This window comes from Stenotrophomonas sp. AC248 (assembly GCF_979258185.1).
Map to the genome: position 1 here is coordinate 4,080,757 of NZ_OZ409840.1, position 21,387 is coordinate 4,102,143.

Annotated in this window: 13 protein-coding genes; 6 read left to right on the forward strand and 7 right to left on the reverse strand. The window is 67.8% G+C overall.

The window, feature by feature from the left end; all coding sequences use genetic code 11:
• Positions 1–4: 4 nt before the first annotated feature.
• The 3 genes from ftsX to rhlB all read right to left on the reverse strand — a co-directional run bounded on the left by ftsX (position 5) and on the right by rhlB (position 3,574).
• Entirely contained in the window at positions 5–955 is a 951-nt protein-coding gene (gene ftsX / locus ACZ0AE_RS18340) for a permease-like cell division protein FtsX (protein WP_463601828.1), read from the reverse strand.
• A complete protein-coding gene (gene ftsE / locus ACZ0AE_RS18345; RefSeq protein WP_038685832.1) occupies positions 952–1,638 on the reverse strand; it encodes a cell division ATP-binding protein FtsE in 687 nt (228 codons plus the stop codon). The genes ftsX and ftsE overlap by 4 nt, the downstream gene beginning before the upstream one ends.
• 214 nt (positions 1,639–1,852) lie before the next feature.
• Entirely contained in the window at positions 1,853–3,574 is a 1,722-nt protein-coding gene (rhlB, locus tag ACZ0AE_RS18350; RefSeq protein ID WP_463601829.1) for an ATP-dependent RNA helicase RhlB, read from the reverse strand.
• A 568-nt stretch (positions 3,575–4,142) separates the two neighbouring features.
• On the opposite strand from rhlB, the gene trxA reads away from it, so the two are divergent.
• Together trxA and rho are read left to right on the forward strand one after the other, a co-directional pair.
• Entirely contained in the window at positions 4,143–4,472 is a 330-nt protein-coding gene (gene trxA, locus ACZ0AE_RS18355; RefSeq protein ID WP_038685830.1) for a thioredoxin TrxA, read from the forward strand.
• A 221-nt stretch (positions 4,473–4,693) separates the two neighbouring features.
• Positions 4,694–6,472, forward strand: a complete 1,779-nt coding sequence (gene rho, locus ACZ0AE_RS18360) for a transcription termination factor Rho (RefSeq protein WP_038685829.1) — start codon at positions 4,694–4,696, stop codon at positions 6,470–6,472.
• Positions 6,473–7,062: 590 nt separating this feature from the next.
• Here the strand turns inward: rho and ACZ0AE_RS18365 are convergent.
• Entirely contained in the window at positions 7,063–9,594 is a 2,532-nt protein-coding gene (locus tag ACZ0AE_RS18365) for a glycoside hydrolase family 3 protein (protein ID WP_463601830.1), read from the reverse strand.
• A 384-nt stretch (positions 9,595–9,978) separates the two neighbouring features.
• On the opposite strand from ACZ0AE_RS18365, the gene ACZ0AE_RS18370 reads away from it, so the two are divergent.
• Positions 9,979–10,986, forward strand: coding sequence for a LacI family DNA-binding transcriptional regulator (locus ACZ0AE_RS18370; protein ID WP_447595927.1), 1,008 nt, complete (start codon positions 9,979–9,981; stop codon positions 10,984–10,986).
• Positions 10,987–10,995: 9 nt separating this feature from the next.
• On the opposite strand, the gene ACZ0AE_RS18375 is transcribed toward ACZ0AE_RS18370, so the two are convergent.
• Complete coding sequence (locus ACZ0AE_RS18375) at positions 10,996–12,267, reverse strand: sugar MFS transporter (RefSeq protein WP_463601831.1); 1,272 nt, start codon at positions 12,265–12,267, stop codon at positions 10,996–10,998.
• A gap of 411 nt (positions 12,268–12,678) precedes the next feature.
• On the opposite strand from ACZ0AE_RS18375, the gene ACZ0AE_RS18380 reads away from it, so the two are divergent.
• The 3 genes from ACZ0AE_RS18380 (at position 12,679) to ACZ0AE_RS18390 (ending at position 18,458) form a co-directional block, all read left to right on the forward strand.
• Positions 12,679–15,678 carry a TonB-dependent receptor gene (locus tag ACZ0AE_RS18380; RefSeq protein ID WP_448134603.1) on the forward strand — a complete coding sequence of 1,000 codons (3,000 nt, stop codon included), beginning with the start codon at positions 12,679–12,681 and terminating at the stop codon, positions 15,676–15,678.
• A gap of 19 nt (positions 15,679–15,697) precedes the next feature.
• Positions 15,698–16,705 carry a cupin-like domain-containing protein gene (locus ACZ0AE_RS18385; RefSeq protein ID WP_463601832.1) on the forward strand — a complete coding sequence of 336 codons (1,008 nt, stop codon included), beginning with the start codon at positions 15,698–15,700 and terminating at the stop codon, positions 16,703–16,705.
• Positions 16,706–16,871: 166 nt separating this feature from the next.
• Entirely contained in the window at positions 16,872–18,458 is a 1,587-nt protein-coding gene (locus tag ACZ0AE_RS18390) for a sensor domain-containing diguanylate cyclase (RefSeq protein ID WP_463601833.1), read from the forward strand.
• 48 nt (positions 18,459–18,506) lie between these two features.
• Here the strand turns inward: ACZ0AE_RS18390 and ACZ0AE_RS18395 are convergent, their stop codons facing one another.
• On the reverse strand, positions 18,507–19,382 hold the full coding sequence (locus ACZ0AE_RS18395) for an energy transducer TonB (RefSeq protein WP_463601834.1): 876 nt from the start codon (positions 19,380–19,382) through the stop codon (positions 18,507–18,509).
• Positions 19,383–19,438: 56 nt separating this feature from the next.
• Entirely contained in the window at positions 19,439–21,175 is a 1,737-nt protein-coding gene (gene aceK, locus ACZ0AE_RS18400) for a bifunctional isocitrate dehydrogenase kinase/phosphatase (RefSeq protein WP_463601835.1), read from the reverse strand.
• Positions 21,176–21,387 lie beyond the last annotated feature (212 nt).

Below are 21,387 nucleotides of genomic sequence, written 5' to 3' on the forward strand. Positions count from 1 at the left end.
GGCCTCAGGTTTCGGTCGGTCGGGTCTGGCGCAGGAAATGCCCTGTCACCAGCCACGCGCCCAGCCAGCCCAGCACCACGGTGCCGACCAGCACGAACGATGAATGCAGCAGATCCAACCCGTGCAACACGAACGGGCTGGCATAACTTTCAGACAACGCGGCCAGCGGCGGGCGCAAGGCCAGGCCGGCCACGCCGATCAGCGCCAGCGCCACCGCGCCGGCCCCCAGCCCGTACCACGCGCCCAGGTACAGGAACGGGCGGCGGATGAAGCCGTCGCTGGCGCCCAGCAACTGCAGCACGCCGATTTCCTCGCGGCGCGCCTGGATGTCCAGGCGCACGGTATTGCCCACCACCAGTGCGGCGCCCAGGCCCAGCAACACCGACAGCACCTGTACCAGCCGCGCGCCGAAGCCCAGCCAGGCGTCCAGGCGCTTGCGCCACAGCGCATCGTGCTGCACCAGGTCGGCCTGCGGCAGGCCTTCCAGCGACTGCGCCAGGCGCGCATCGTCGGCGCCTGCCTTCGGGGTGACGATCAGCAGCGTAGGCAACGGGTTGTCGTGCAGCGCATCGATCGCCTCGCCCAACCCGGCGCCGTCACGCAGTTCCTGCAGGCCCTGCTCCGGCGTCTGCACGGTGACGTTGGCCACATCGGCACGGCCACGCAACGAATCGGCGACCTGCCCGGCCGCCGCCGCGTCGGTGTCGGTCTTGAGGAACAGGTTGATGTCGCGCGACTGCTGCACGCTGCCGGCGAAATGGGTGAGGTTGTCCAGCGCGATGGACAGGCCCAACGGCAGGGCCAGGGCCAGCGCCATCACCATGATGGTCAGCAGCGTGGCCCACGGCTTGCGCCAGGCACGGCCCAGGCTGAACACCACGCTATGGCCGTGGTGATGAAGCCACACGCCCAGGCGCGACGGTGCCGCGGCGTCCCTGTTGGTGGGTGCGTTCATTCGGCCAGGTCCTGCGGCGAGATGTCGTCGATCAGCTTGCCGTGGTCCAGGATCAGCACGCGCTTGCGCATGTGCCGCAGCAGGGCCAGGTCGTGGCTGACTACCAGCACGCTGGTGCCGCGCTCGGGAAGCTCGGCGAACAACGCCATGATTTCCGCCGCCAGGGTGGGGTCGAGGTTGCCGGTGGGTTCGTCGGCCACCAGCAGCCGCGGTTCGCTGACGATCGCGCGGGCGATGCCCACCCGCTGCTGCTCACCCGCCGACAGCTGCGACGGCAGCGCTTTTTCGCGGTGGCCCAGGCCCATCCGTTCCAGCACCGAGCGCACCCGCTTGCCGATATCGGCGCGGCGGGTGCCGCGCAGGATCAGCGGCAGGGCGACGTTCTCGGCGATGCTGCGGTCCATCAGCAGGCGGTGGTCCTGGTAGACCGCACCCACCTCGCGACGGTGCCGGGGGATGTTGCCGCCACGCACCTTGAGCAGGTTGCGCTCGTTGAAGATCACCGCGCCGCGGCTGGGCCGCTCGTCGAGGTGGATCAACTTGAGCAGGGTGCTCTTGCCCGCACCGGAGTGACCGGTGACGAACAGCATTTCCCCGGGGGCGACATCGAAGCTGACGTCCACCAGTGCCTGGTGGCCGCCGGCATATTGTTTGCTGACATTGTCAAAACGCAGGACGCTCATCCCCTGATTATGCAGGACGAGGGTGGCGGCGTGCAGGTGGGGTGGGTGCCGACCCACGGTCGGGGGAAGCGCCATCGCATTCGCGCTGTCGCCCCACGGTTCGCTGCGCAAACCGTGGGCCCCTCTCATCAGCACCCGATCCCCCGTCGCTTCGCGACCGCCCCCTTACCAAGGGGGCTATACCCCCCAGGCATCGCGGGTCGCGCGTCCGGTCTTACGAACCGGACAGCATCCGGCGGATCTTGCGACCGATGCGGGTCAGGAACGACGCGCCCGGATCGGCGGCCGGGGTGCCACGCATCGGCTTGGCGGTCACCTGCACCGGGGTCACCGATGCCTGCGGTGTGGCACCTTCGGCGCCTTCGACCGGACGGCCGTGGCGACGACGACGACGCTTGCGCGGGGCGCGCTCGCCTTCCACGGCCGGGCTGTCGGCGGCGCTCGGGGCGTCCGCCGGGGCAACGGCGGCCTGGGCCACCGCGGCCTGCGGCTTGACCTCACCCTCGACCGGGGCGTCGCCTTCCACGCGCGGCTTGCGCTCGCGGCGCGGCTTGCCGTCGGCACTGCGCTCGCCCGGTGCGCGGCGTTCGCCACGGCCACCGGCCGACGGCTTGCCACCGCGACCGCTGCTGCTGCCACCGCCACGACGCTGTTCTTCGGCCGCACGCGCTTCGCGTGCCTCGCGGAAGATCTGGCCAACGCTCTCGTTCTCGTCGCCTTCCTCGCCCGCTTCGGCCGGCGCACGTTCCGGGCGCGGCAGCGAGGTCAGGATTTCGCTGGTGACCGCTTCGACCGGGATCTTCTGCTCGATGTAGGCCTCGATGTCCGGCAGGCCCATCGCGTAGCGCTCGCAGGCGAAGCTGATCGCATCGCCTTCTTCGCCCAGGCGCGCGGTACGGCCGATGCGGTGCACGTAGTCTTCGGCGTCGAACGGCAGGTCGTAGTTGTAGACGTACTTGATGCCGTCGATGTGCAGGCCGCGGGCGGCCACGTCGGTGGCTACCAGGATTTCGAGCTGGCCCTTCTGGAAGCGGTTGAGCAGGCTCTCACGCTTCTTCTGCGGCACGTCGCCGGACAGCACGCCCACGCGGTAGCCGGCCTTTTCAAGCGAACGGGCCACGCGCTCGACGAACACCTTGGTGTTGACGAAGACCATGGTGCGCGCGCCTTCGCTGCGCGACAGCAGGCCCAGCAGCAGCGGGATCTTTTCTTCGTCGGCCGGGAAGTAGATGCGCTGGCGCACGCGCGCGGCGGTGATCGACTCGCTTTCCACCACCAGCTTCTGCGGCTCGTTCATGTGCTCATAGGCCAGCTCCAGCACGCGGTGGCTGAGCGTGGCGCTGAACAGCAGCGTCTGGCGCGTGCTGCGCTCGGGCATGCGGCGCAGCAGGAAACGGATGTCCTTGATGAAGCCCAGATCGAACATGCGGTCGGCTTCGTCGAGCACGCAGATTTCGCAGGCGTGCAGCGACACCACCTTGTGCTGCTTGACATAATCGATCAGGCGGCCCGGGGTGGCGATGATGACGTCCACGCCCTGCTGCAGGATCTCGCGCTGCTTGTCGTAATCCACACCGCCGTAGACCAGCGCGAAGCGCAGGCCCAGGTCCGAACCGAACTTGACCGCATCCTTGTGGATCTGGATGGCCAGTTCGCGGGTGGGGGCCAGGATCAGCGCGCGCGGGTCTTCCGGCTTGCGGTCGGCCAGTGCCGGACGGGTCAGCAGGCGGTTCACCACCGCGACCAGGAAGGCCAGGGTCTTGCCGGTGCCGGTCTGGGCCTGGCCGGCGACGTCGCCGCCGGGCAGCGCGACCGGCAGGGTCAGCGCCTGGATGGGCGTGCAACGGGTGAATCCGGCTCCTTCAAGGCCGGCCTGCAGGGCCGGGTGCAGCTCGAAGGAGGAGAAGGTCAAATCGGTCAGCGGTTTGTCGCTCATGTGTCCGTCTTGGTAAGGCCGCCCCGGCAGCGGTGCGCGGGAGGCTTGCAATCTTGGGGGGCACCGTCGCCATTGCGGGCCCTGCGCCGGGGTTGGACGGGGCCGGACCTACCGGTCCAGGGGCGCCGCACAATGGCGCAGTTTAGCGCAATGTCGGCGCCAAACCGGCCTCCGCCGTCGCAAGGATGGCTGAGACAGCCCGCCAGAGGCCGACTGTCACCGTCGGTCCCCGGTATCGACCCGCCGGTTTTCACATGTTTTCACCGCGCCTGCCGCCAGTTGAACGTGCGCGCCACGGCCACTGGAGGCGGTCGCACACGGCCACATATAGAGAAGGACTGCCCCATCAATGCAGGGCGCCAATCACGGGATGCTGGGTTTCAGGCAGCACCTGCCCGGCCGCGACGATAGGGGTACACTGCCCGCCGTGAGCGACCAGGCATCCACCTGGCGCACCGCTGGCCGCCCTCGCGGCCACGAGGCAGCAGACGCGGACGGCACCTTCCGGTGGCGTCCAAATTCAACCTCCTCCGGCCCCGCCGGGTGCATTTCCAGACGAGAAACCAAGATGAGCGACAAGGTTGTACATGTCGGCGATGCCGACTTCGATAGCGCAGTGCTGAATTCCAAGGAACCGGTGCTGGTCGATTTCTGGGCCGAGTGGTGTGGTCCGTGCAAGATGATCGCCCCCGCCCTGGACGAACTGGCCGACGCCTACAACGGCCGCGCCAAGATCGCCAAGGTCAACGTGGACCAGAACCGCGCATTGGCCGCCAAGTACCACGTGCGCTCGATCCCGATGCTGCTGGTGTTCAAGGACGGCCAGGTCCAGGCGCAGCAGATCGGCGCGGTCGGCAAGGCCCAGCTGGCCGGCATGCTGGACAAGGCGCTGGCCTGATCGCAGCAGGCAGCCGGCCCCTGCCGGCTGCCCGCGGGGCCTGCCCCGCATGAATGACCCTGCCCCACCCGGCTTGCGCACCGCCGCGAGCCGGTGTTAGTGTCGGCAGCATCCGGCCGCATTCGCGCGCCGCATCTTCTGGACGACGTTCTTTCCAGAATCCTTTCCCAACGTTCGCTGCCCTGCCGGGCGCTCGCACCTTCTAGCGAGGAATCCAGCACTTGTCCGATATCACTACTTCCGAACCCGGGAGCGCCGACGCGCCCGCCGAGAAGCGCGTGCGCAAGCCGCGCGTCGCCAAGGCCGCCGCCAACACCGCTGCCGAGGCAGGTTCTCCCCCCTCCCAGCCTGCACTGCCCCTGGCTGCCGCGCATGACGCGCCGGCGCCGGTCGCCGCTCCGTCGGCGCCGCAGCAGGCACCGTCCGCCTCTACCGGCGACGCCTCCTCTGCCCAAGGCAATGCGCAACAGGACACCGGCGACGGTGGCCAGCGCAACCAGAACGGCAACAACACCCCCAAGGGCGGGCAGAACCCGTACCAGCAGGGTCAAGGCCAGGGCCAAGGCCAGAACCAAGGTCAGGGTCAGGGTCAGGGCAACCGCCGTGATCGTTTCCGCAATCGCCGTGACCGCAATCGCGGTGGCGATCGCTACAACGACGACGGCATGCCGCAGGACAACGGCGAACAGCAGCCGTTCGTGCGCAGCCAGCAGGCCAATGTGCCCGAAGGCTTCCCGGTCTATTCGCTGAGCGACCTCAAGCGCATGCCGGCGCAGAAGCTGCTGGAAATTGCCGAGCAGTTACAGATTTCCGAAGGCGTGGCACGTGCCCGCAAGCAGGACGTGATCTTCGCCCTGCTCAAGGTGCTCACCCGCCATGGCGACGGCGTTGCCGCCGACGGCGTGCTGGAAATCCTGCCCGACGGCTTTGGTTTCCTGCGTGCCGCCGAAGCCAGCTACCTGGCCGGCCCGGACGATACCTACATTTCGCCCAGCCAGATCCGCCGCTTCAACCTGCGCACCGGCGACCACCTGTCCGGCCGCATCCGCTTCCCGAAGGACGGCGAGCGTTACTTCGCGCTGTCGATCGTGGACACCATCAACGGTGAGCCGCTGGAAGCGTCGAAGAACAAGGTGCTGTTCGAAAACCTGACCCCGCTGTTCCCGCGCAAGCGCTTCACCCTGGAACGCGGCAACGGTTCGTCCGAAGACATCACCGGCCGCATCCTCGATCTGATGGCACCGCAGGGCAAGGGTCAGCGTTCGCTGATCGTCTCCCAGCCCAAGGCCGGTAAGACGATGATGATGCAGCAGGTGGCCACGGCGATCACCACCAATCATCCGGACGTGCACCTGATCGTGCTGCTGATCGATGAGCGCCCGGAAGAAGTGACCGAAATGCAGCGCACCGTGCGCGGCGAAGTCATCAGCTCCACCTTCGACGAACCGGCTGCGCGCCACGTGCAGGTTGCCGAAATGGTGATCGAGCGGGCCAAGCGCCTGGTCGAGCACAAGAAGGACGTGGTGATCCTGCTCGACTCGATCACCCGCCTGGCACGTGCCTACAACAACGTGGTGCCCAGCTCCGGCAAGGTGCTCACCGGTGGTGTGGACGCCAACGCCCTGCACCGTCCGAAGCGCTTCTTCGGCGCCGCGCGTAACGTGGAGGAAGGCGGCAGCCTGACCATCATCGCTACCGCGCTGGTCGATACCGGCAGCAAGATGGACGAGGTGATCTACGAAGAGTTCAAGGGCACCGGCAACAGCGAAGTGCACCTGAGCCGTCGCATCTCTGAAAAGCGCGTGTTCCCGGCGATCGACATCAACCGCTCGGGTACCCGTCGCGAAGACCTGCTGATCGAACCGGAACTGCTGCAGAAGATCTGGATCCTGCGCAAGCTGCTGCATCCGATGGATGAAATGGCCGCGATGGAATTCCTGCTCGACAAGATGAAGAACACCAAGTCCAACGACGAGTTCTTCGGTTCGATGAAGCGCTGATACGCGTTCCAGGCGAACAGAAAAAGGCCCCGCACTGCGGGGCCTTTTTCGTTGAGAGTGACCGGTAGTGCCGGCCGCTGGCCGGCTCCACGCACAAATACCCACACCCGGGTACCGCCGGCCGCGCTGGCCGGCTCCACGCACAAACACCCACACCCGGGTAGTGCCGGCCGCTGGCCGGCTCCACGCACGAACACCCACACCCGGGTACCGCCGGCCGCTGGCCGGCTCCACGCACAAACACCCACACCCGGGTAGTGCCGGCCGCTGGCCGGCTCCACGCACAAATACCCACACCCGGGTACCGCCGGCCGCTGGCCGGCTCCACGCACGAACACCCACACCCGGGTACCGCCGGCCGCTGGCCGGCTCCACGCACAAATACCCACACCCGGGTAGTGCCGGCCGCTGGCCGGCTCCACGCACGAACACCCACACCCGGGTAGTGCCGGCCGCTGGCCGGCTCCACGCACAAATACCCACGCCCGGGTACCGCCGGCCGCTGGCCGGCTCCACGCAGCCCCGCCGAACGCCAGCCGGGCAGAGCCCGGCTCTACGGACAACGCACGCCAGCCGGGCAGAGCCCGGCTCTACGGGCAGCGCACCACGCCCGGCGCCTTGTCTGCATTCACCGACACGCGCACCTGGGTGAAAGCCGCGGCAAACGGCGTGTCGGCACTCACCACGAACGGTGCTTCCACCGCCCCCAGGTCCACGCCGCGTTTGGCAAAGCACGCCAGCGGCACGGTCACGGTCTGCTTCTGGCCCGGCGCCAGCGTGGTCAGCAGTGGCGCGATATCCACGCCGCCTTCGCACCCGGTGCCGCACTGCATGCTCACCGTCACCGGCGATGCCGGGCGCTGCACCAGCTGCACGTCGAACTGCAGCGCGCCGTGGTTGCGCGCCAGCGCGCCCAGGTTGCGCCGCGAGGTGCTGCGCGCGATCAACTGCGCCGGTGCCCGCCACGTGACTTCCTTGGCATCCTGCTGGGTGTTCACCTGCACGGTGCGCACCTGCACCACCGGCGTGGCGGTCGGCCAGCGCAGTGTGGCGTTGAGGTCGTTGCCCAGCGGCTGGGTGGCGCCGTTGGCCGCCACGTGCAATGCGAACGGCGGGGTATCGGCACGGTTGAAGATCGGCAGCGTGGTCACCTCGCCGCAGTTGTCCGGATTGGCTTCGGGCAGGCGCGTCAGCGTGCCGGGCGCGGTGTAGGCCAGGCCGTGACCCAGCGCGAACAGCGGCGGGCGCTTCGGGTCGGGCCGGTCAATCGGCGCCGGGCACGGCACGCCCGGCCACGGGAAGCTCAACCGGCCGCGGAAGTCGTGCGTGGGCTTGCCGTCCTTGCCCGCCACCAGCACGTCGGTGATGCCACGGCCTTCGCTGCCCGGCAGCCACGCGGCCACGAACGCCTGGGACAGGTTGAGCAGGTCGTTGGTGTACATCGGGCGGCCGGAGAAATACACGGTCACCACCGGCTTGCCACTGGCCTGCGCCGCGCGCAGCACGGCCAGGTCCTGCGGGTAGGCGCGGCTGTGGCTGACCGAATCGGAGGCCAGGATGTCGCCGTTGGTTTCGGCGTAGGGGGTTTCGCCCACCACCGCCACCACCACATCGAACCTGCTCGGATCCAGCCCGGTGCCGTCGGCGCTGTAGGCCACCTGCTGTGTGCCCAGTTCGGCGCGCAGCGCACCCAGTACCGAATCGGCGTTGGGGAAATCGGCGTTGGTGTTCTCGGTGCCCTGCCAGGTCAGCGACCAGCCACCGGCCTGGTCGGACAGGTTGTCGGCGCTCTTGCCCACCACCATCACCCGCGCGTCGCGGCGCAACGGCAGCGCGCTGCCTTCGTTCTTCAGCAGCACCAGCGACTCACGCACCGCCCGGCGCGCCAGCGCGCGGTGCTGCACGGCGTTGGCGTCACCGGCGTAGCGACTGTCCGACGGTGTGTGCTCGAACAGGCCGGCGCGCAGCTTGACCCGCAGGATGCGGCTGACCGCATCGTCGATGCGCGCCATCGGGATTTCACCCTTCTCCACCTGCGCGATGGTGTTGGCGATGAATGCCTTCCAGTCGTCGGGCACCATCACCATGTCGATGCCGGCGTTGATCGCCTGGGCGCAGCTGTCGTTGCGGCAGCCCGGCACCTGGGCGATGCCGTTCCAGTCGGAGACGACGAAACCGTCGAAGCCCATCTTGTCTTTCAGGGCATCGGTGAGCAGCGCCTTGTTGCCGTGCATCTTGCCGTAGTCGACGCGGCCGGTGCGGTCGTTCCAGCTGTTGAACGAGGCCATCACCGTCTGCACGCCTTCGCCCAGCGCACCGTAGTAGCCCTGCCCGTGCACGTTGACCATGGTGGCCTTGTCCACCAGCGCCTCGCCCTGGTCACGGCCGTTGTCAGTCGCACCGTCGCCGATGTAATGCTTGGCCGTGGCGACCACGTTGCCGTCGTCGCCGAAACGGCCCTGCGCGCCCTTGACGTAGGCGCGTGCGTACTCGCGCACGCGTGCCGGGTCGGACGAGAAACTCTCATAGGTGCGGCCCCAGCGCGGGTCGTGCGCCACGGCCAGAGTGGGCGCGAACACCCAGTCGATGCCGGTGGCGCGGGTGGCCCGTGCGGTGGCCTCCCCGATGCGCTCGACCAGCTCGGCATCGCCGGCCGCGCCCAGGCCGATGTTGTGCGGGAACAGCGTGGCGCCATGGACGTTGTTGTGGCCGTGCACCGCATCGGTGCCCCAGATCACCGGCACCGGCGTACGTGCATCGGTGGCCAACGAGGCCGCCCGGTACGCGTCAGCCAGTTTCAACCAGTCTGCAACAGTGGCGTGCTTGTTCATGCCCGGCCACGAGCCGCCGCCATTGAGCACCGAGCCGATGTAGTACTGGCGCACCTGCGCCGGGGTGATGGTCTTGATCTCCGGCTGGGTCATCTGCCCCACCTTCTGCGCCAGTGTCATCTGCGCCACGATCTGCTTCACCCGCGCCTCGATGGCCGCATCGCTGGCAATCGCGCTGGTCACCCGCGGCCAGTCCTGCAGGCGTTCGCCACTGGCAGGCGCAGCGGCCACCGGTGCGGCCAGGGCCAGCAGCAGGCAGCTGCCAAGAAGGGTCTTGTTGGGGCTGTTCACGGACAACTACCTCCGGTGGAATGACGCGCGATCGGGGTGGGCGCCGCGCGGATGACGACCACGCGCGATGGGCGACGACGGGGTGTCGGCGCGCATTTGGATCGGTTCAACGCCCCTGTCTGACAGCGCTGTCATACAAACACCCGGCACTACTGTCAACCACTGGAAGGCCCGCGCGGGACGTGCGCCCCGCTACGACGGGGATTACCGCGCGAGCGGTTGCATCGATCTCATGCTGGGTGTTGCAACGCCGCACGAAATTCAACGGCGCGCCACAAGCCATCGCGGCATGGCACCATCGGCCTGCCTCGGCAACCTCTACGTGATGTTGCCGCACTACCATCGGCAGTTGCCGACCTGCCCCCACATAGGATCCACCGCACCATGCGTAGTCGAATCGAGGATGTCGCCGCAGTCGCGGGCGTTTCGATCAAGACCGTGTCCCGCGTGCTCAACAACGAGCCCAACGTGCGCGCCGAAACGCGCGAGCGGGTCACCGCGGCCGTGGCGCGGCTGGGCTACAAGCCCAACCTGTCGGCACGCAGCCTGGCCGGGCAGCGCTCCTATGCACTGGCGCTGGTCTACAACAATCCGTCGCGCAACTACCTGATGGAAATCCAGAACGGCATGCTTGAAGCCTGCCACGCCACGCATTACAACCTGATCCTGGGGCCGGTCGGCGTCGGCCGCAGCACCCTGCCCGACCTGGCGGCCCTGTTCGAGAATTCGCGGCCCGATGGCGTGGTGCTGATTCCACCGTTGACCGACGATGCGGTGGTGCTGGCCTATCTGGAAGAGCACGACATTCCCTTTTCCAGCATCGCCCCACGCCACCCGGACGGTCGCATCGGCGTGCGCATGGATGAAACCACGGCCGTGGTGGAACTGATGGGCCACCTGGTGGCGCAGGGCCACCGCCGCATTGGCCACATCAAGGGTCCGCGCGCGCACGGTGCCTGCCAGTGGCGCCTGGCCGGCTACCGCCAGGCGCTGCGCGAGCACGGCATCGCCTACGACCCGGGCCTGGTGGTCAACGGGCAGTTTTCGTTCGAATCCGGGATCGAGGCGGCCAATACACTGCTCGACCTGCCACAACCGCCCACCGCCATCTTCGCGGCCAACGATGACATGGCCGCCGCGGTGTACCGCGTGGCCGGCCAGCGTGGCCTGCGCGTTCCGCGTGACCTGTCGGTATGCGGCTTCGATGACACGCCCATCGCCGGGCATATCTACCCGGCGCTGACCACGGTGAGGCAGCCCACTTCGCACATGGGTCGGCTGGCCACCGAACAGCTGATCGACCACATCCGCTCACCCGACGCCGGCCGCATGGTCACGGTGGACCATGCGGTGCTGGTGCGCGAATCGACCCACGCGCCGCGACGGCGCTGAGGCGCGTGGTTACACGGCGTGGCGCGAGCCCCGCCACGCGTAGAACACGATGTACAGGTAGCACAGCATCGGCAGCAGGAACGACAGCTGCAGGCCGTGGTTGTCGGCCACCCAACCCATCGCCAGCGGTACCACCGCACCGCCCACGATGGCCATCACCAGCAGGCTGGAGCCCTTGCCGGTCAGCGCGCCCAGGCGCGCGATAGCGAGCGCGAAGATGGTCGGGAACATGATCGAGTTGAACAGCCCGATGCTGACCACCGCCCACTTGGCCAACCCGCCACCGGCCAGCATGGTCACCGCCAGTAGTGCCATCACCACCAGCGCGAAGATGCCCAGCAGGCGGCGCGGGTCGAGCCGTGCCAGCAGCACGGTGCCGACCAGGCGCCCGACCAGCGCACCGCCCCAGTACAACGACACATACCGCGTGGCTTCCTGCTCGGTGAGCCCTTCGCCGATGCCCGGCATCGACAGGAAGTTGACCAGCACGCTGCCGATGGACACTTCAGCGCCCACGTAGAAGAAGATCGCCAGCACGCCGTAGCGCAGGTGCGGATGCCGCAGCGCGTCGCGGATGCGCCCGCCGGTGGCGCCCTCTTCCACGCCCGGGATGGCCGGCAGGCGGAACATCCAGATGGCCGCGGCCAGCACGAACAGCGCCACCGCCAGGCCGAAGTACGGCAGCTGCACCGACTGCGCCTCGGCGGCGCGGTAGGCCAGTGCCTCGGCCTGCGGCAGCAGCGCCAGGGCTTCATCGGTGCGCGGTTCGGCCGACAGGATCAGCAGGCCGCCGAACAGCGGCGCCAGCGTGGTGCCCAGTGCATTCATCGACTGCGCCAGGGTCAGTCGGCTGGACGCGGTCTGCTCCGGTCCCAGCAGCGCCACGTACGGGTTGGCCGCCACCTGCAGCACGGTGATGCCGGTGGCGAGCACGAACAACGCCGCCAGGAACAACCCGTACACATGCGCATGCGCGGCCGGCCAGAACAGCAGCGCGCCCACGCCGGCAATGGCCAGCCCGGCCACGATGCCGCGCTTGTAGCCCACCGCCGCGACCAGCCGCCCTGCCGGCAGCGACATCAGGAAGTACGCACCGAAGAAGGTGAACTGCACCAGCATCGCCTGCACCCAGGTGAGCGCGAAGGCGGCCTTGAGGTGCGGAATGAGGATGTCGTTGAGGCAGGTCAGGAAGCCCCACATGAAGAAGATCGCGGTGACCACCGTCAGGGCCACGCGGTTGCTTTGCACGTGTTGCCCGCGCACTGCAGCAGGGTTGTCCATTGCATGTCCTTGTTGAAGGGTATGCCAGCCATTCGGCGGCCACACATGGAACCCGCTTCGTCATCGATTGTCCAGCGCTGTCAGCAGACAGGACATGGGCGGCATGGCGGCCTGCGCGGGGCATCCGCGCAGTTTCGTTCTGCACTGCACAACGCCGCCGGCATGCTGCAGCGGCAGCACGGGATACCGCAGCAAATGCGCCGCAGGCCCTGCGCCACGGTGCTTTACCGGTCGTCGATACGGCCCGGATGACAGCGCTGGACGTGCCGCCCACGTCGGCAGGAGTCGCAATGGCAGGGTCGTTTGTTGACAACGCTGTCAACGATGGCTCCCAATCCGGCCCGTGTGCTGTTGAACCACGCCGTCACGCCGTAGGACGCCATTATCGATTTCCCTGGGGAGGGAGCTTTCATGAAGACGTACAAGGTCGTACCCCGCAAGGCGATGCTCACTTCCGCGCTGCTGGCCGTGCTGGCCAGCCCCGCCTGGGCGCAGGATCCGGCCCGCCCGGCCACGGGCGAAGCGCCCGACCCGACCACGCTGGACGCGGTGCAGGTCACCGGCATCCGCGGCAGCCTCACCTCGTCGATGAACCTCAAGCGCGACAGCCAGGGTGTGGTCGATGGCATCGTGGCCGAGGACATCGGCAAGTTCCCCGATACCAACCTGGCCGAATCGCTGCAGCGCATCAGCGGCGTGTCGATCGACCGTACCTCCAGCGGCGAAGGGTCCAAGGTGACCGTGCGCGGCATCGGGCCCGACTTCAACCTGGTGCTGCTCAACGGCCGCCAGATGCCCGCGTCCAACCTGGGCAACGGCGGCGGTGGCCTGTCCGGCTCGCGCTCGTTCGATTTCGCCAACATCGCCTCCGAATCGATCTCGGCGGTGGAGGTGTACAAGACCACCCGCGCCGACAATCCCACCGGCGGCATCGGCGCCACCATCAACATCAAGACGCTGCGCCCGCTGGAGGCCGAGCCGGTGATCAGCCTGGGCCTGAAGGCGGTCAACGACAGTTCCAACGACAACCTGCCGCGCACCCTGCAGGGCGCCAACATCACCGGCGAGCTGTCGGGCATCTTCAGCCAGCGCTACGCCGACGACCGCTTCGGCGTGACCCTCAGCGCCAGCCACCAGGAGCGCGATTCGGGCTTCAACCAGGCCACCGTGGCCGAGGGCTGGGCCACCTTCCAGGGCAACGAAAGCAGCGACTGGCGCGCCTTGCCGCAACCCGGCCAAGGCTATTCAGACCGCATCCAGAACCGCCCCGACGCCACCGACATCTACGGCCGCCCGCAGAACACCGCCTACAACGTCAACGGCGTGCAGCGCCAGCGCACCAACGCCCAGGCCACCCTGCAGTGGAAGCCGGCCGACAACGTCACCACCACGCTGGACTACACCTATGTAGAGAACAAGGTGCAGCAGCAGCGCAGCGAGTTGTCGGTGTGGTTCAACTACGGCCCCGGCGACAGCACCTGGACCAATGGCCCGATCGCGGCGCCGATCATCTACAGCGAAGACATGGTCAACTCGGACGTGTCGATGGGCGGCATGAAGCTGGCCACCAAGAACAGCATGGACGCGCTGGGCTTCAACGTGGCCTGGGAAGTCAACGACGCGTTGAACCTGTCCTTCGACGTCCACAATGCCACCGCCGAATCGCAGCCGGACGGCCCGTATGGCTCGGCAGGCGTGCTCGGCGTGGCCGCCTTCGTGCGCGGCAAGACCACCGTGGACTACAGCGGCGACCTGCCGATCATCAACATCGCGCTGCCGCCGGGCGGCGTGCAGGCCAACCAGGCGCTGGTCACCGGTTCGGTATTCCAGAACAGCTACAACAAGTCCAAGGTGCAGCAGTACCAGGGCAGCGGCACCTTCAAGTTCGCCGACTATTCCGCACTGGATTTCGGCGTCGGCCATACCAAGGTGGAGAACCGCTCGGCCTCGGCGATCATGCAGCGCGACAGCTGGGGCGGGCTGGGCAACCCGGCCGACTATGACGACAGCATCTGGTACGCCGACGACATGGCCAAGTACTTCGATGCGTTCTCCGGGCACAGCGACCCGCGCCTGACCGGCCAGTTCCTGGTCTTCGACTTCGACCGCCTGCGCGAGCGTGCCGGCCAGGTGGCCGCCAATGGCGAGCCGCCCTGCCCCACCTGCTACCTGGCGCCCACCGAGTACACCGAAGACATCCGCACCACCGAAACCTCCAAAAGCGCCTACCTGCAGTACCGCACCACCTTCGACTGGTCGATGCCGCTGCATGTGGCCGCCGGCGTGCGCTACGAGCAGACCGAGGTGGAATCGACCGCGCTGGTGCGCGTGCCGACCAGCATCAACTGGGGCTCGGCCAACGAGTTCAACCTGGGCTATGCGGCCGAGGGCACCTTCATCGGCGGCAAGGGCAAGTACGACTACGTGCTGCCCAACGTGGACCTCAAGCTGGACATCACCGAGGCGCTGGCGCTGCGCGGCAGCTACAGCCGCAGCATCGGCCGCCCCGGCTGGACCCAGATCGACAGCGGCCGCCGCTTCGACAACATCGTGCGCACCCAGGGCGGCACCGGCTCGCGCGGCAATCCCGGGCTGGAGCCGCTGCTGGCCGACAACTTCGACCTGTCGCTGGAGTGGTACTACGGCGAATCCAGCTACGCCTCGCTGGGCTTCTTCCGCAAGAACATCAAGAACTTCATCAGCAACACCATCGTGCGCGACAACAGCGCCGGGCTGCACACCCCGGTGGGCGGCACCTACTGGAACGAAGCGCTGGCCTCGGGCTGCGGGGTCACCGACATGCCCTGCATCCGCGATTACATCTTCGCCAACCACGACGGCGACCCGGGCGTGACCGCCACCGGCACCAACTCGGCCGGCCAGCGCACCGGCACCATCGTCGGCCAGCCCGGCGACCCGGTCGCCGGGTTCGACATCACGGTGCCGGCCAACCAGCGCTCGGACCACCTGGACGGCTGGGAACTGAGCGTGCAGCAGTTGTTCGGGCAGACCGGCTTCGGCCTGGCGGCCAACTACACCAAGGTGAAGTCCGGCCTGACCTTCGACAACCTGAGCCTGGGCGACCAGTACCCGATGATCGGCTTGAGCGACTCGGCCAACCTGGTGCTGTTCTACGAGAAGTACAACTGGCAGGTGCGTGCGGCCTACAACTGGCGCGACAAGTTCCTCAACGGCATCGGCGGGCAGGGCCCGAACCCGAACTACACCGACGCCTATGGCCAGCTGGACCTCAACATCAGCTACGCGGTGAGCGACCAGCTCACGCTGAGCCTGGAGGCGATCAACCTGACCGACGAAACCATGCGCACCTATGCGCGCCACACCAACATGCTGCGCTACGCCACCCAGACCGGGCCGCGTTACATGTTCGGGGTACGCTACAAGTTCTGAGCACAGGAACCACGGCGCGATGACAGGCCGGATCGAGGAAGTGCATGGGCTGGACCCGGCGCAGCTGCACACGCAGCTGCCCGGCTGGACCACGCCCAAGGTGCTGCGCGGGCTGGTGGCACACTGGCCGATGGTGGCTGCGGCACGCACATCGGCGGCCGCAGCGGTGGCACACCTCAAGCAGTTCGACCACGGCCAGTTGCCGGTCACCGCCACCACGGCGCCGCCACAGGCGCAGGGGCGGCTGTTCTACAACGCGGACATGAGCGGCTTCAACTTCCGCCGTGAGCAGATCGCCCTGAAGGTGGTGCTCGACACCCTGCTCAAGTACCAGCCCGACCCCGACCCGCCCGGCATCTACGTGGCGTCGACCACGCTGGACAGCTTCCTGCCCGGTTTCGGCACGTGCAATCCGCTGGCGCTGGGGGTGGACGACCCGCTGGCCAGCATCTGGATCGGCAACCGCTCGCGCATTGCCGCCCACCAGGATGTACCGGACAACCTGGCCTGCGTGGCTGCGGGCCGACGCCGGGTGACTCTGTTCGCCCCGGAGCAGATCGACAACCTGTACATCGGTCCGCTGGATTTCACCCCCGCCGGCCAGGCCATCAGCCTGGTCGACTTCGCCGCACCGGACCTGCAGCGCTTTCCGCGTTTTGCCCAGGCGTTGGCGCATGCGCAGGTGGCCGAGCTGGGCCCGGGCGATGCGGTATTCATCCCCTCGCTGTGGTGGCACCACATGGAAGGGCTGGACACGTTCAATGTTCTGGTGAACTACTGGTGGCGTCCGGTGCCGGCATGGATGGATGCGCCCATGAACGCGTTGATGCTGGCCATGCTGGCGCTGCGCGAGCTGCCTCCGCACCAACGCGAACAGTGGCGTACCGTCTTCGACCATTACGTGTTCCATGCCAACCCGGACACCGCCGCGCATGTCCCCGCCCACGCGCGCGGCGTGCTGGGCGCGCTGGATGCGAATACGGCCGCACAGGTGCGCAGCGTGCTGCGCCGACGGTTGGAGCGCTGAACGCGTGCGGGTGCGCGCTTCACCCACGGCGCGCCGTAATCCGCAATAATCCGCGGCGTGACCCGTAGTCCGCCCGGGGGTGGGATGTTGCGCTCCTGATTGCTCCATCGCTGCCGTTCCATCCGCATCCCGGCTGGCGCTGCACCCTGCCAGTCCGAAGCCCCGCATGCGCCCGTTTTCCACCCGCCTCAACCTTGGCAAGCTGATCCTTGGCCTGGCCCTGCTCAGTGCCGTGGTGGCGCTGGCCAATACCCTGCACGCCAGTTACCGGGTGCAGCGCGAGCAGTTGATCGGCACCACCCTGGAAGCCAACCGGGTGTATGCCAGCAAGCTGGCCGAGACCACCCAGAACTTCATCCAGTCCGCGCAGCAGCAGCTGGCCTACAGCGCCACCGCGCTGGGCCAGCGCGCGCACGACCGCCGCGAGCTGGAAGCCGAAGCGGCACGCCTGCAGCTGCAGACCAACAGCTTCAATTCGGTGTTGATCGTCGACCCGGCCGGCACCGTGCTGGCCACCTCGCCGCAGAGCCTGGCGCTGCAGGGCGTCACCCTCAACAGCCGCGGCAACAAGGACGCGCTGGACCGGCGCGAGCCGTTCATCAGTGACCCCTACCAGTCGGCCACCGGGCGCCTGCTGGTGGCCATCTCCCATCCCGTCTTCAGCGCGCAGGGCCAGTACCAGGGCTACGTCAGCGGCACCATCTACCTGCGCGAGCGCAGCATCCTGCAGACGCTGCTGGGCAAGCATTACTACCGCGACGGCTCCTACCTGTACGTGGTCGACCGCAATGGCCGCATCCTGTACCACATCGAACCCAACCGGGTGGGTCAGTTCGCGATGGAGAACCCGGCGGTGCTGGCGGTCAGCAAGGGCCACACCGGCGCCCAGCAGGTGCGCAACAGCCACGGCGTGCAGATGCTGGCCGGCTATGCGCCGGTGCCGATCGTCGGCTGGGGCGTGGTGGCCCAGCGCCCGGCCGACGCCACGCTGGCGGCCTTGTCCACGCTGATGAAGGCGGTGATCTGGAATGCGATTCCGCTTGGCGTGCTGTCGCTGCTGATCACCTGGTGGTTCGCGCGACGCATCTCGCTGCCGCTGTGGCAGCTGGCGCGCAACGTGCAGAACCGCGACACCGGCATCGCCATCCGCCATGTCACCGGCATCCGCGCGTGGTACTACGAAGTGGCGCACCTCAAGCAGGCCCTGCTGTACAGCTTCAACCTGCTGCAGGACCGCATCGGCAAGCTCAACCGCGCCAGCATGACCGACCCGCTGACCGGACTGCAGAACCGCCGCGGCCTGCAACAAGGGCTGGAAGACTGGCAGGCGCGCGGGCAGCCGTTCGGGATCATCGCGCTGGACATCGACCGCTTCAAGACCATCAACGACCGCTTCGGGCATGCGGTGGGCGATGCGGTCATCCTGCGCATCGCGCAGCTGATGCGCGACGACTCGCGCGACACCGATCTGCTCTGCCGCAACGGCGGCGAAGAGTTCCTGATCCTGCTGCCGGGCATCGACACCGAGGCGTCCGCACGCATCGCCGAACGCCTGCGCGTGCAGGTGGCCGCCGAAGTGTTCGAGGAGGTCGGCTCGGTCACGGTGTCGCTGGGCGTGGCCCACTACCCCAGCTATCACGAGGATCCGCAGCAGGCGCTGCGGCTGGCCGACAAGGCGCTCTACATGGCCAAGGAACAGGGCCGCAACCGCACCGTGGTGCACCCGGCACCGGAACGGCGCGGCGGCGCGTGACGCGCCCAGGCAGGGCGTGCGCGTGCCCCGCCGCCGCTGCCGTGCGGGTCAGCCGCCAAGCGGGGTGAGCAACCTCGGCCCCTGGCGGGCAGCATCGGCCATGAACACGCCGCCCTGCGGAAGCAGGTCGGCGTTGGCATCGGCACTCAGCGCCTTGTCGGCACGCCACGGCGCCTGCTGGCGTGGGCCAGGAATGTACGCATCCCACTTGCCGTAGCGCTCACGCTCGTCGTGCAACGCGAAGTGGATGGGCACCCGCAGCGTCCAGCTCGGCGCATCCTTGAATTCACCAGCAGTAGGCGTCTTGAACGTCCACTTGCGTGCCGCGGCCATCGACGCGCGTGACAGCTTCTCGCGCATGCTGCGCATCTGCGCCTCGGTACCCACCACGCGCAGGTTGACCTGCTCGGTCGCCACGTCCATGACCTTGCCATCGCGACCCACCTGCACGAGAAGCAGCACATCGCCACGGCCACCTGCGCGATAGACGTCCTCCGGATAGGCCGGCGCGCGCGTCTGCAGCTTGGTGACGCGATCCACGGCGTCATCCTTGTACTCCTCGAAGTTGGCGGCCAACAGAGTGACCTGCTGCTTGCCGTCGGGCATGCTCTTGCCCCCCAGGCGGATGCTGACCGGCGTGCGTGCGGGGACGGCACGGCCGTCCACCCGCACCGGTTCGAACCGCCAAGTCTGCACGGCGCCTTCGAGGAAGCGCGCAATGGCCTCGTCGACCTGCTCGCGCTTGTCGAGCTGGAAGCTTTCCACCTGCCCTTCGGTGCCGATATGGATCTGGCCCGTCAGCACCATGGCCGCTTCGGCCTGCTCACGCACCGCGCGCCGGGACTGTGCCTGGGCTTCTGGCAGCATCGACAGGCCGACGCCGCCAACGGCGAGGGCCAACGCAAGAATATGGGATGAACGCATCGCACCTGCTCCTTGTGGATGCGTCGAGCCTAACGCAGCAGTCGTGGCGTTTCCAATCAAGCCAACCGGTGGCTTTCCGCATAAGGCGGCGTATCTGGAAAATCACCGGCAGCAAAGCGTGCCTGCAGGCCTTGCCACCATGCAGGATCGAACAGGTGCGCGAAGTGCTCGCGCACGGCCGCCAGCTCGGCGCCCGGCAAGCCCATGAACATCCAGAAGCGTTCGGGAAACACATCGCGCGGGCCGATCTGGAACCACGGCTCGTCGGCCAATGCTTCTTCTGCATTGCGGGGCGTGGGCCAGGCGCGGAAGGTGCAGTCACTGACCAGGCACAGTTCGTCGTAGTCGTAGAACACTGCGCGCCCATGCCGGGACACGCCGAAGTTCTTCGGCAGCATGTCGCCGGGAAAGATGTTGTTGCGCGCCATGTCGGTGATCGCCTGCGCGTAGTCCAGTGCCGCGTTGCGCCGGGCCTCGCTGGCCTGCTCGCGCAGGTACAGGTTGAGCGGACGGAACCGGCGCTGCACGTAGCACAGCGTTACCACCACGTCGTCGCCGTCCTCGCTGACGCTGCTGCGGCACTGGGTCAACAGCTCGTCCAGCAGTGCCGGGGCGAAACGCGCACGCGGAAACCGCAGGTGGCGATAAGGCTGCGCATCCAGCAGGCGGCCCACGCGGTCAAGGTTGAAGACCAGCGCATACTTCTCTTCCACCTGCTGCCGGGACATCGCCTTGGGCCAGGCGAAGCGGTCGCGGATCAGCTTGAACACCAGCGGATAGCTGGGCAGCGTGAACACCGCCATGACCATGCCCGGGGTGCCATCGGCATGCACCAGCTGCTCGGTGGGATGGTCCTGGAAGTGCCGGAAGAAGGTGCGGTAACGCTCGGTCTTGCCCTGCTTGGCGCGCCCCAGCACGGTGTAGATTTCATCGATGGGCTTGCCCGGCAGCAGGCTGCGCAGGAATACCACCGCATCGCCCACCGTGGCCAGGTCGGCCTGGAAATAGCTGCGCGACACCCCGAACAGGTGCGCCACGTCGCGGCGCCGGGTCAGCACGGCCTCGGCGCGCAGGCCATGCTGGTCGTTGACCAGTGCGATCACGCACGGCGAGAAGCGATGCTCGCCGAACACGCGGCCCACCAGATACGCGCGGCGTTCGCGGTAGAACACGGTGTCCAGCAACTCGATGCTGCGTACCGGGTAATCGCCCCAGTGCGCCAGGTCGTCCTGCAGCCGCACCGCGATCGCCGCCGCGCAGCGCAGCTGGTGTGCATACGGTACGTCGAACCGGTAGTCACCCAGTACCCGCAGCAGGCCCTCGGCCGGGCGCGTGGCCGACAGGGTGTAGCTGTGGCGGGCGACCGGATGGGTGATCGCGTCGGACGGCTCGACATCCATGGCCATGAACTCAATGGCCGCATCCACGCCCTGCGTGGCGAACAGCCGCCGCGCCAGGGTGTTGTAGAAGGTTTTGTACAGCTCGGCATCGATCAGGCCATCCAGCAGCGCGGCGTAGGCCTGGCGTACGTGCAGCCACAGCGTGCGGGTGCCCACCTGCTCGCCGGCGCCCCGGCGCAGGGCATCCACGGTCTGGGCGATGCAGTGGTCATACAGGCCGATGCGCTCGACGGCGTCCTGCCGGGCACCGGCCCAGTCACGCGTTTCAAAGCGCAGCCGCGCCCGCTGCGTGACCGCCGCAAAGCGCGCATGGTAATGCTCGAAGCCATCGCGGATCAGCAGCGCCAGCGTTGTGGCCAGCGTACCGGGATCAGGAGTATCGGCGGCTGCCATTCATCGCACCGAAGGGACCAGCGGTCACCATACGACAGCCGCCGCTGCCTGGGGTAGCGGGAAGAAAGAGGTTCTTCTCCCATCTGAGGGGAGCGCCTTGTTGCAAGGGCCGTCGCAGAGTGTGCACGACACTACGCGGGTGGCCGGGTGTGCAGGCGCTCTTTGGATTGGCTTCGGTCTCCGATCGGGCGGGTCGCGAGCGTGAGGGCCCC

What these genes read in the sequence shown, in the direction of transcription:
- rhlB (WP_463601829.1), bottom strand. Translation starts at nt 3,574, where the DNA reads ATGAGCGACAAACCGCTGACCGATTTGACCTTCTCCTCCTTCGAGCTG.
- ACZ0AE_RS18395 (WP_463601834.1), bottom strand. Translation starts at nt 19,382, where the DNA reads ATGCGTTCATCCCATATTCTTGCGTTGGCCCTCGCCGTTGGCGGCGTC.
- trxA (WP_038685830.1), top strand. Translation starts at nt 4,143, where the DNA reads ATGAGCGACAAGGTTGTACATGTCGGCGATGCCGACTTCGATAGCGCA.
- ftsX (WP_463601828.1), bottom strand. Translation starts at nt 955, where the DNA reads ATGAACGCACCCACCAACAGGGACGCCGCGGCACCGTCGCGCCTGGGC.
- ACZ0AE_RS18375 (WP_463601831.1), bottom strand. Translation starts at nt 12,267, where the DNA reads ATGGACAACCCTGCTGCAGTGCGCGGGCAACACGTGCAAAGCAACCGC.
- ftsE (WP_038685832.1), bottom strand. Translation starts at nt 1,638, where the DNA reads ATGAGCGTCCTGCGTTTTGACAATGTCAGCAAACAATATGCCGGCGGC.
- aceK (WP_463601835.1), bottom strand. Translation starts at nt 21,175, where the DNA reads ATGGCAGCCGCCGATACTCCTGATCCCGGTACGCTGGCCACAACGCTG.
- ACZ0AE_RS18390 (WP_463601833.1), top strand. Translation starts at nt 16,872, where the DNA reads ATGCGCCCGTTTTCCACCCGCCTCAACCTTGGCAAGCTGATCCTTGGC.
- ACZ0AE_RS18385 (WP_463601832.1), top strand. Translation starts at nt 15,698, where the DNA reads ATGACAGGCCGGATCGAGGAAGTGCATGGGCTGGACCCGGCGCAGCTG.
- ACZ0AE_RS18370 (WP_447595927.1), top strand. Translation starts at nt 9,979, where the DNA reads ATGCGTAGTCGAATCGAGGATGTCGCCGCAGTCGCGGGCGTTTCGATC.
- ACZ0AE_RS18380 (WP_448134603.1), top strand. Translation starts at nt 12,679, where the DNA reads ATGAAGACGTACAAGGTCGTACCCCGCAAGGCGATGCTCACTTCCGCG.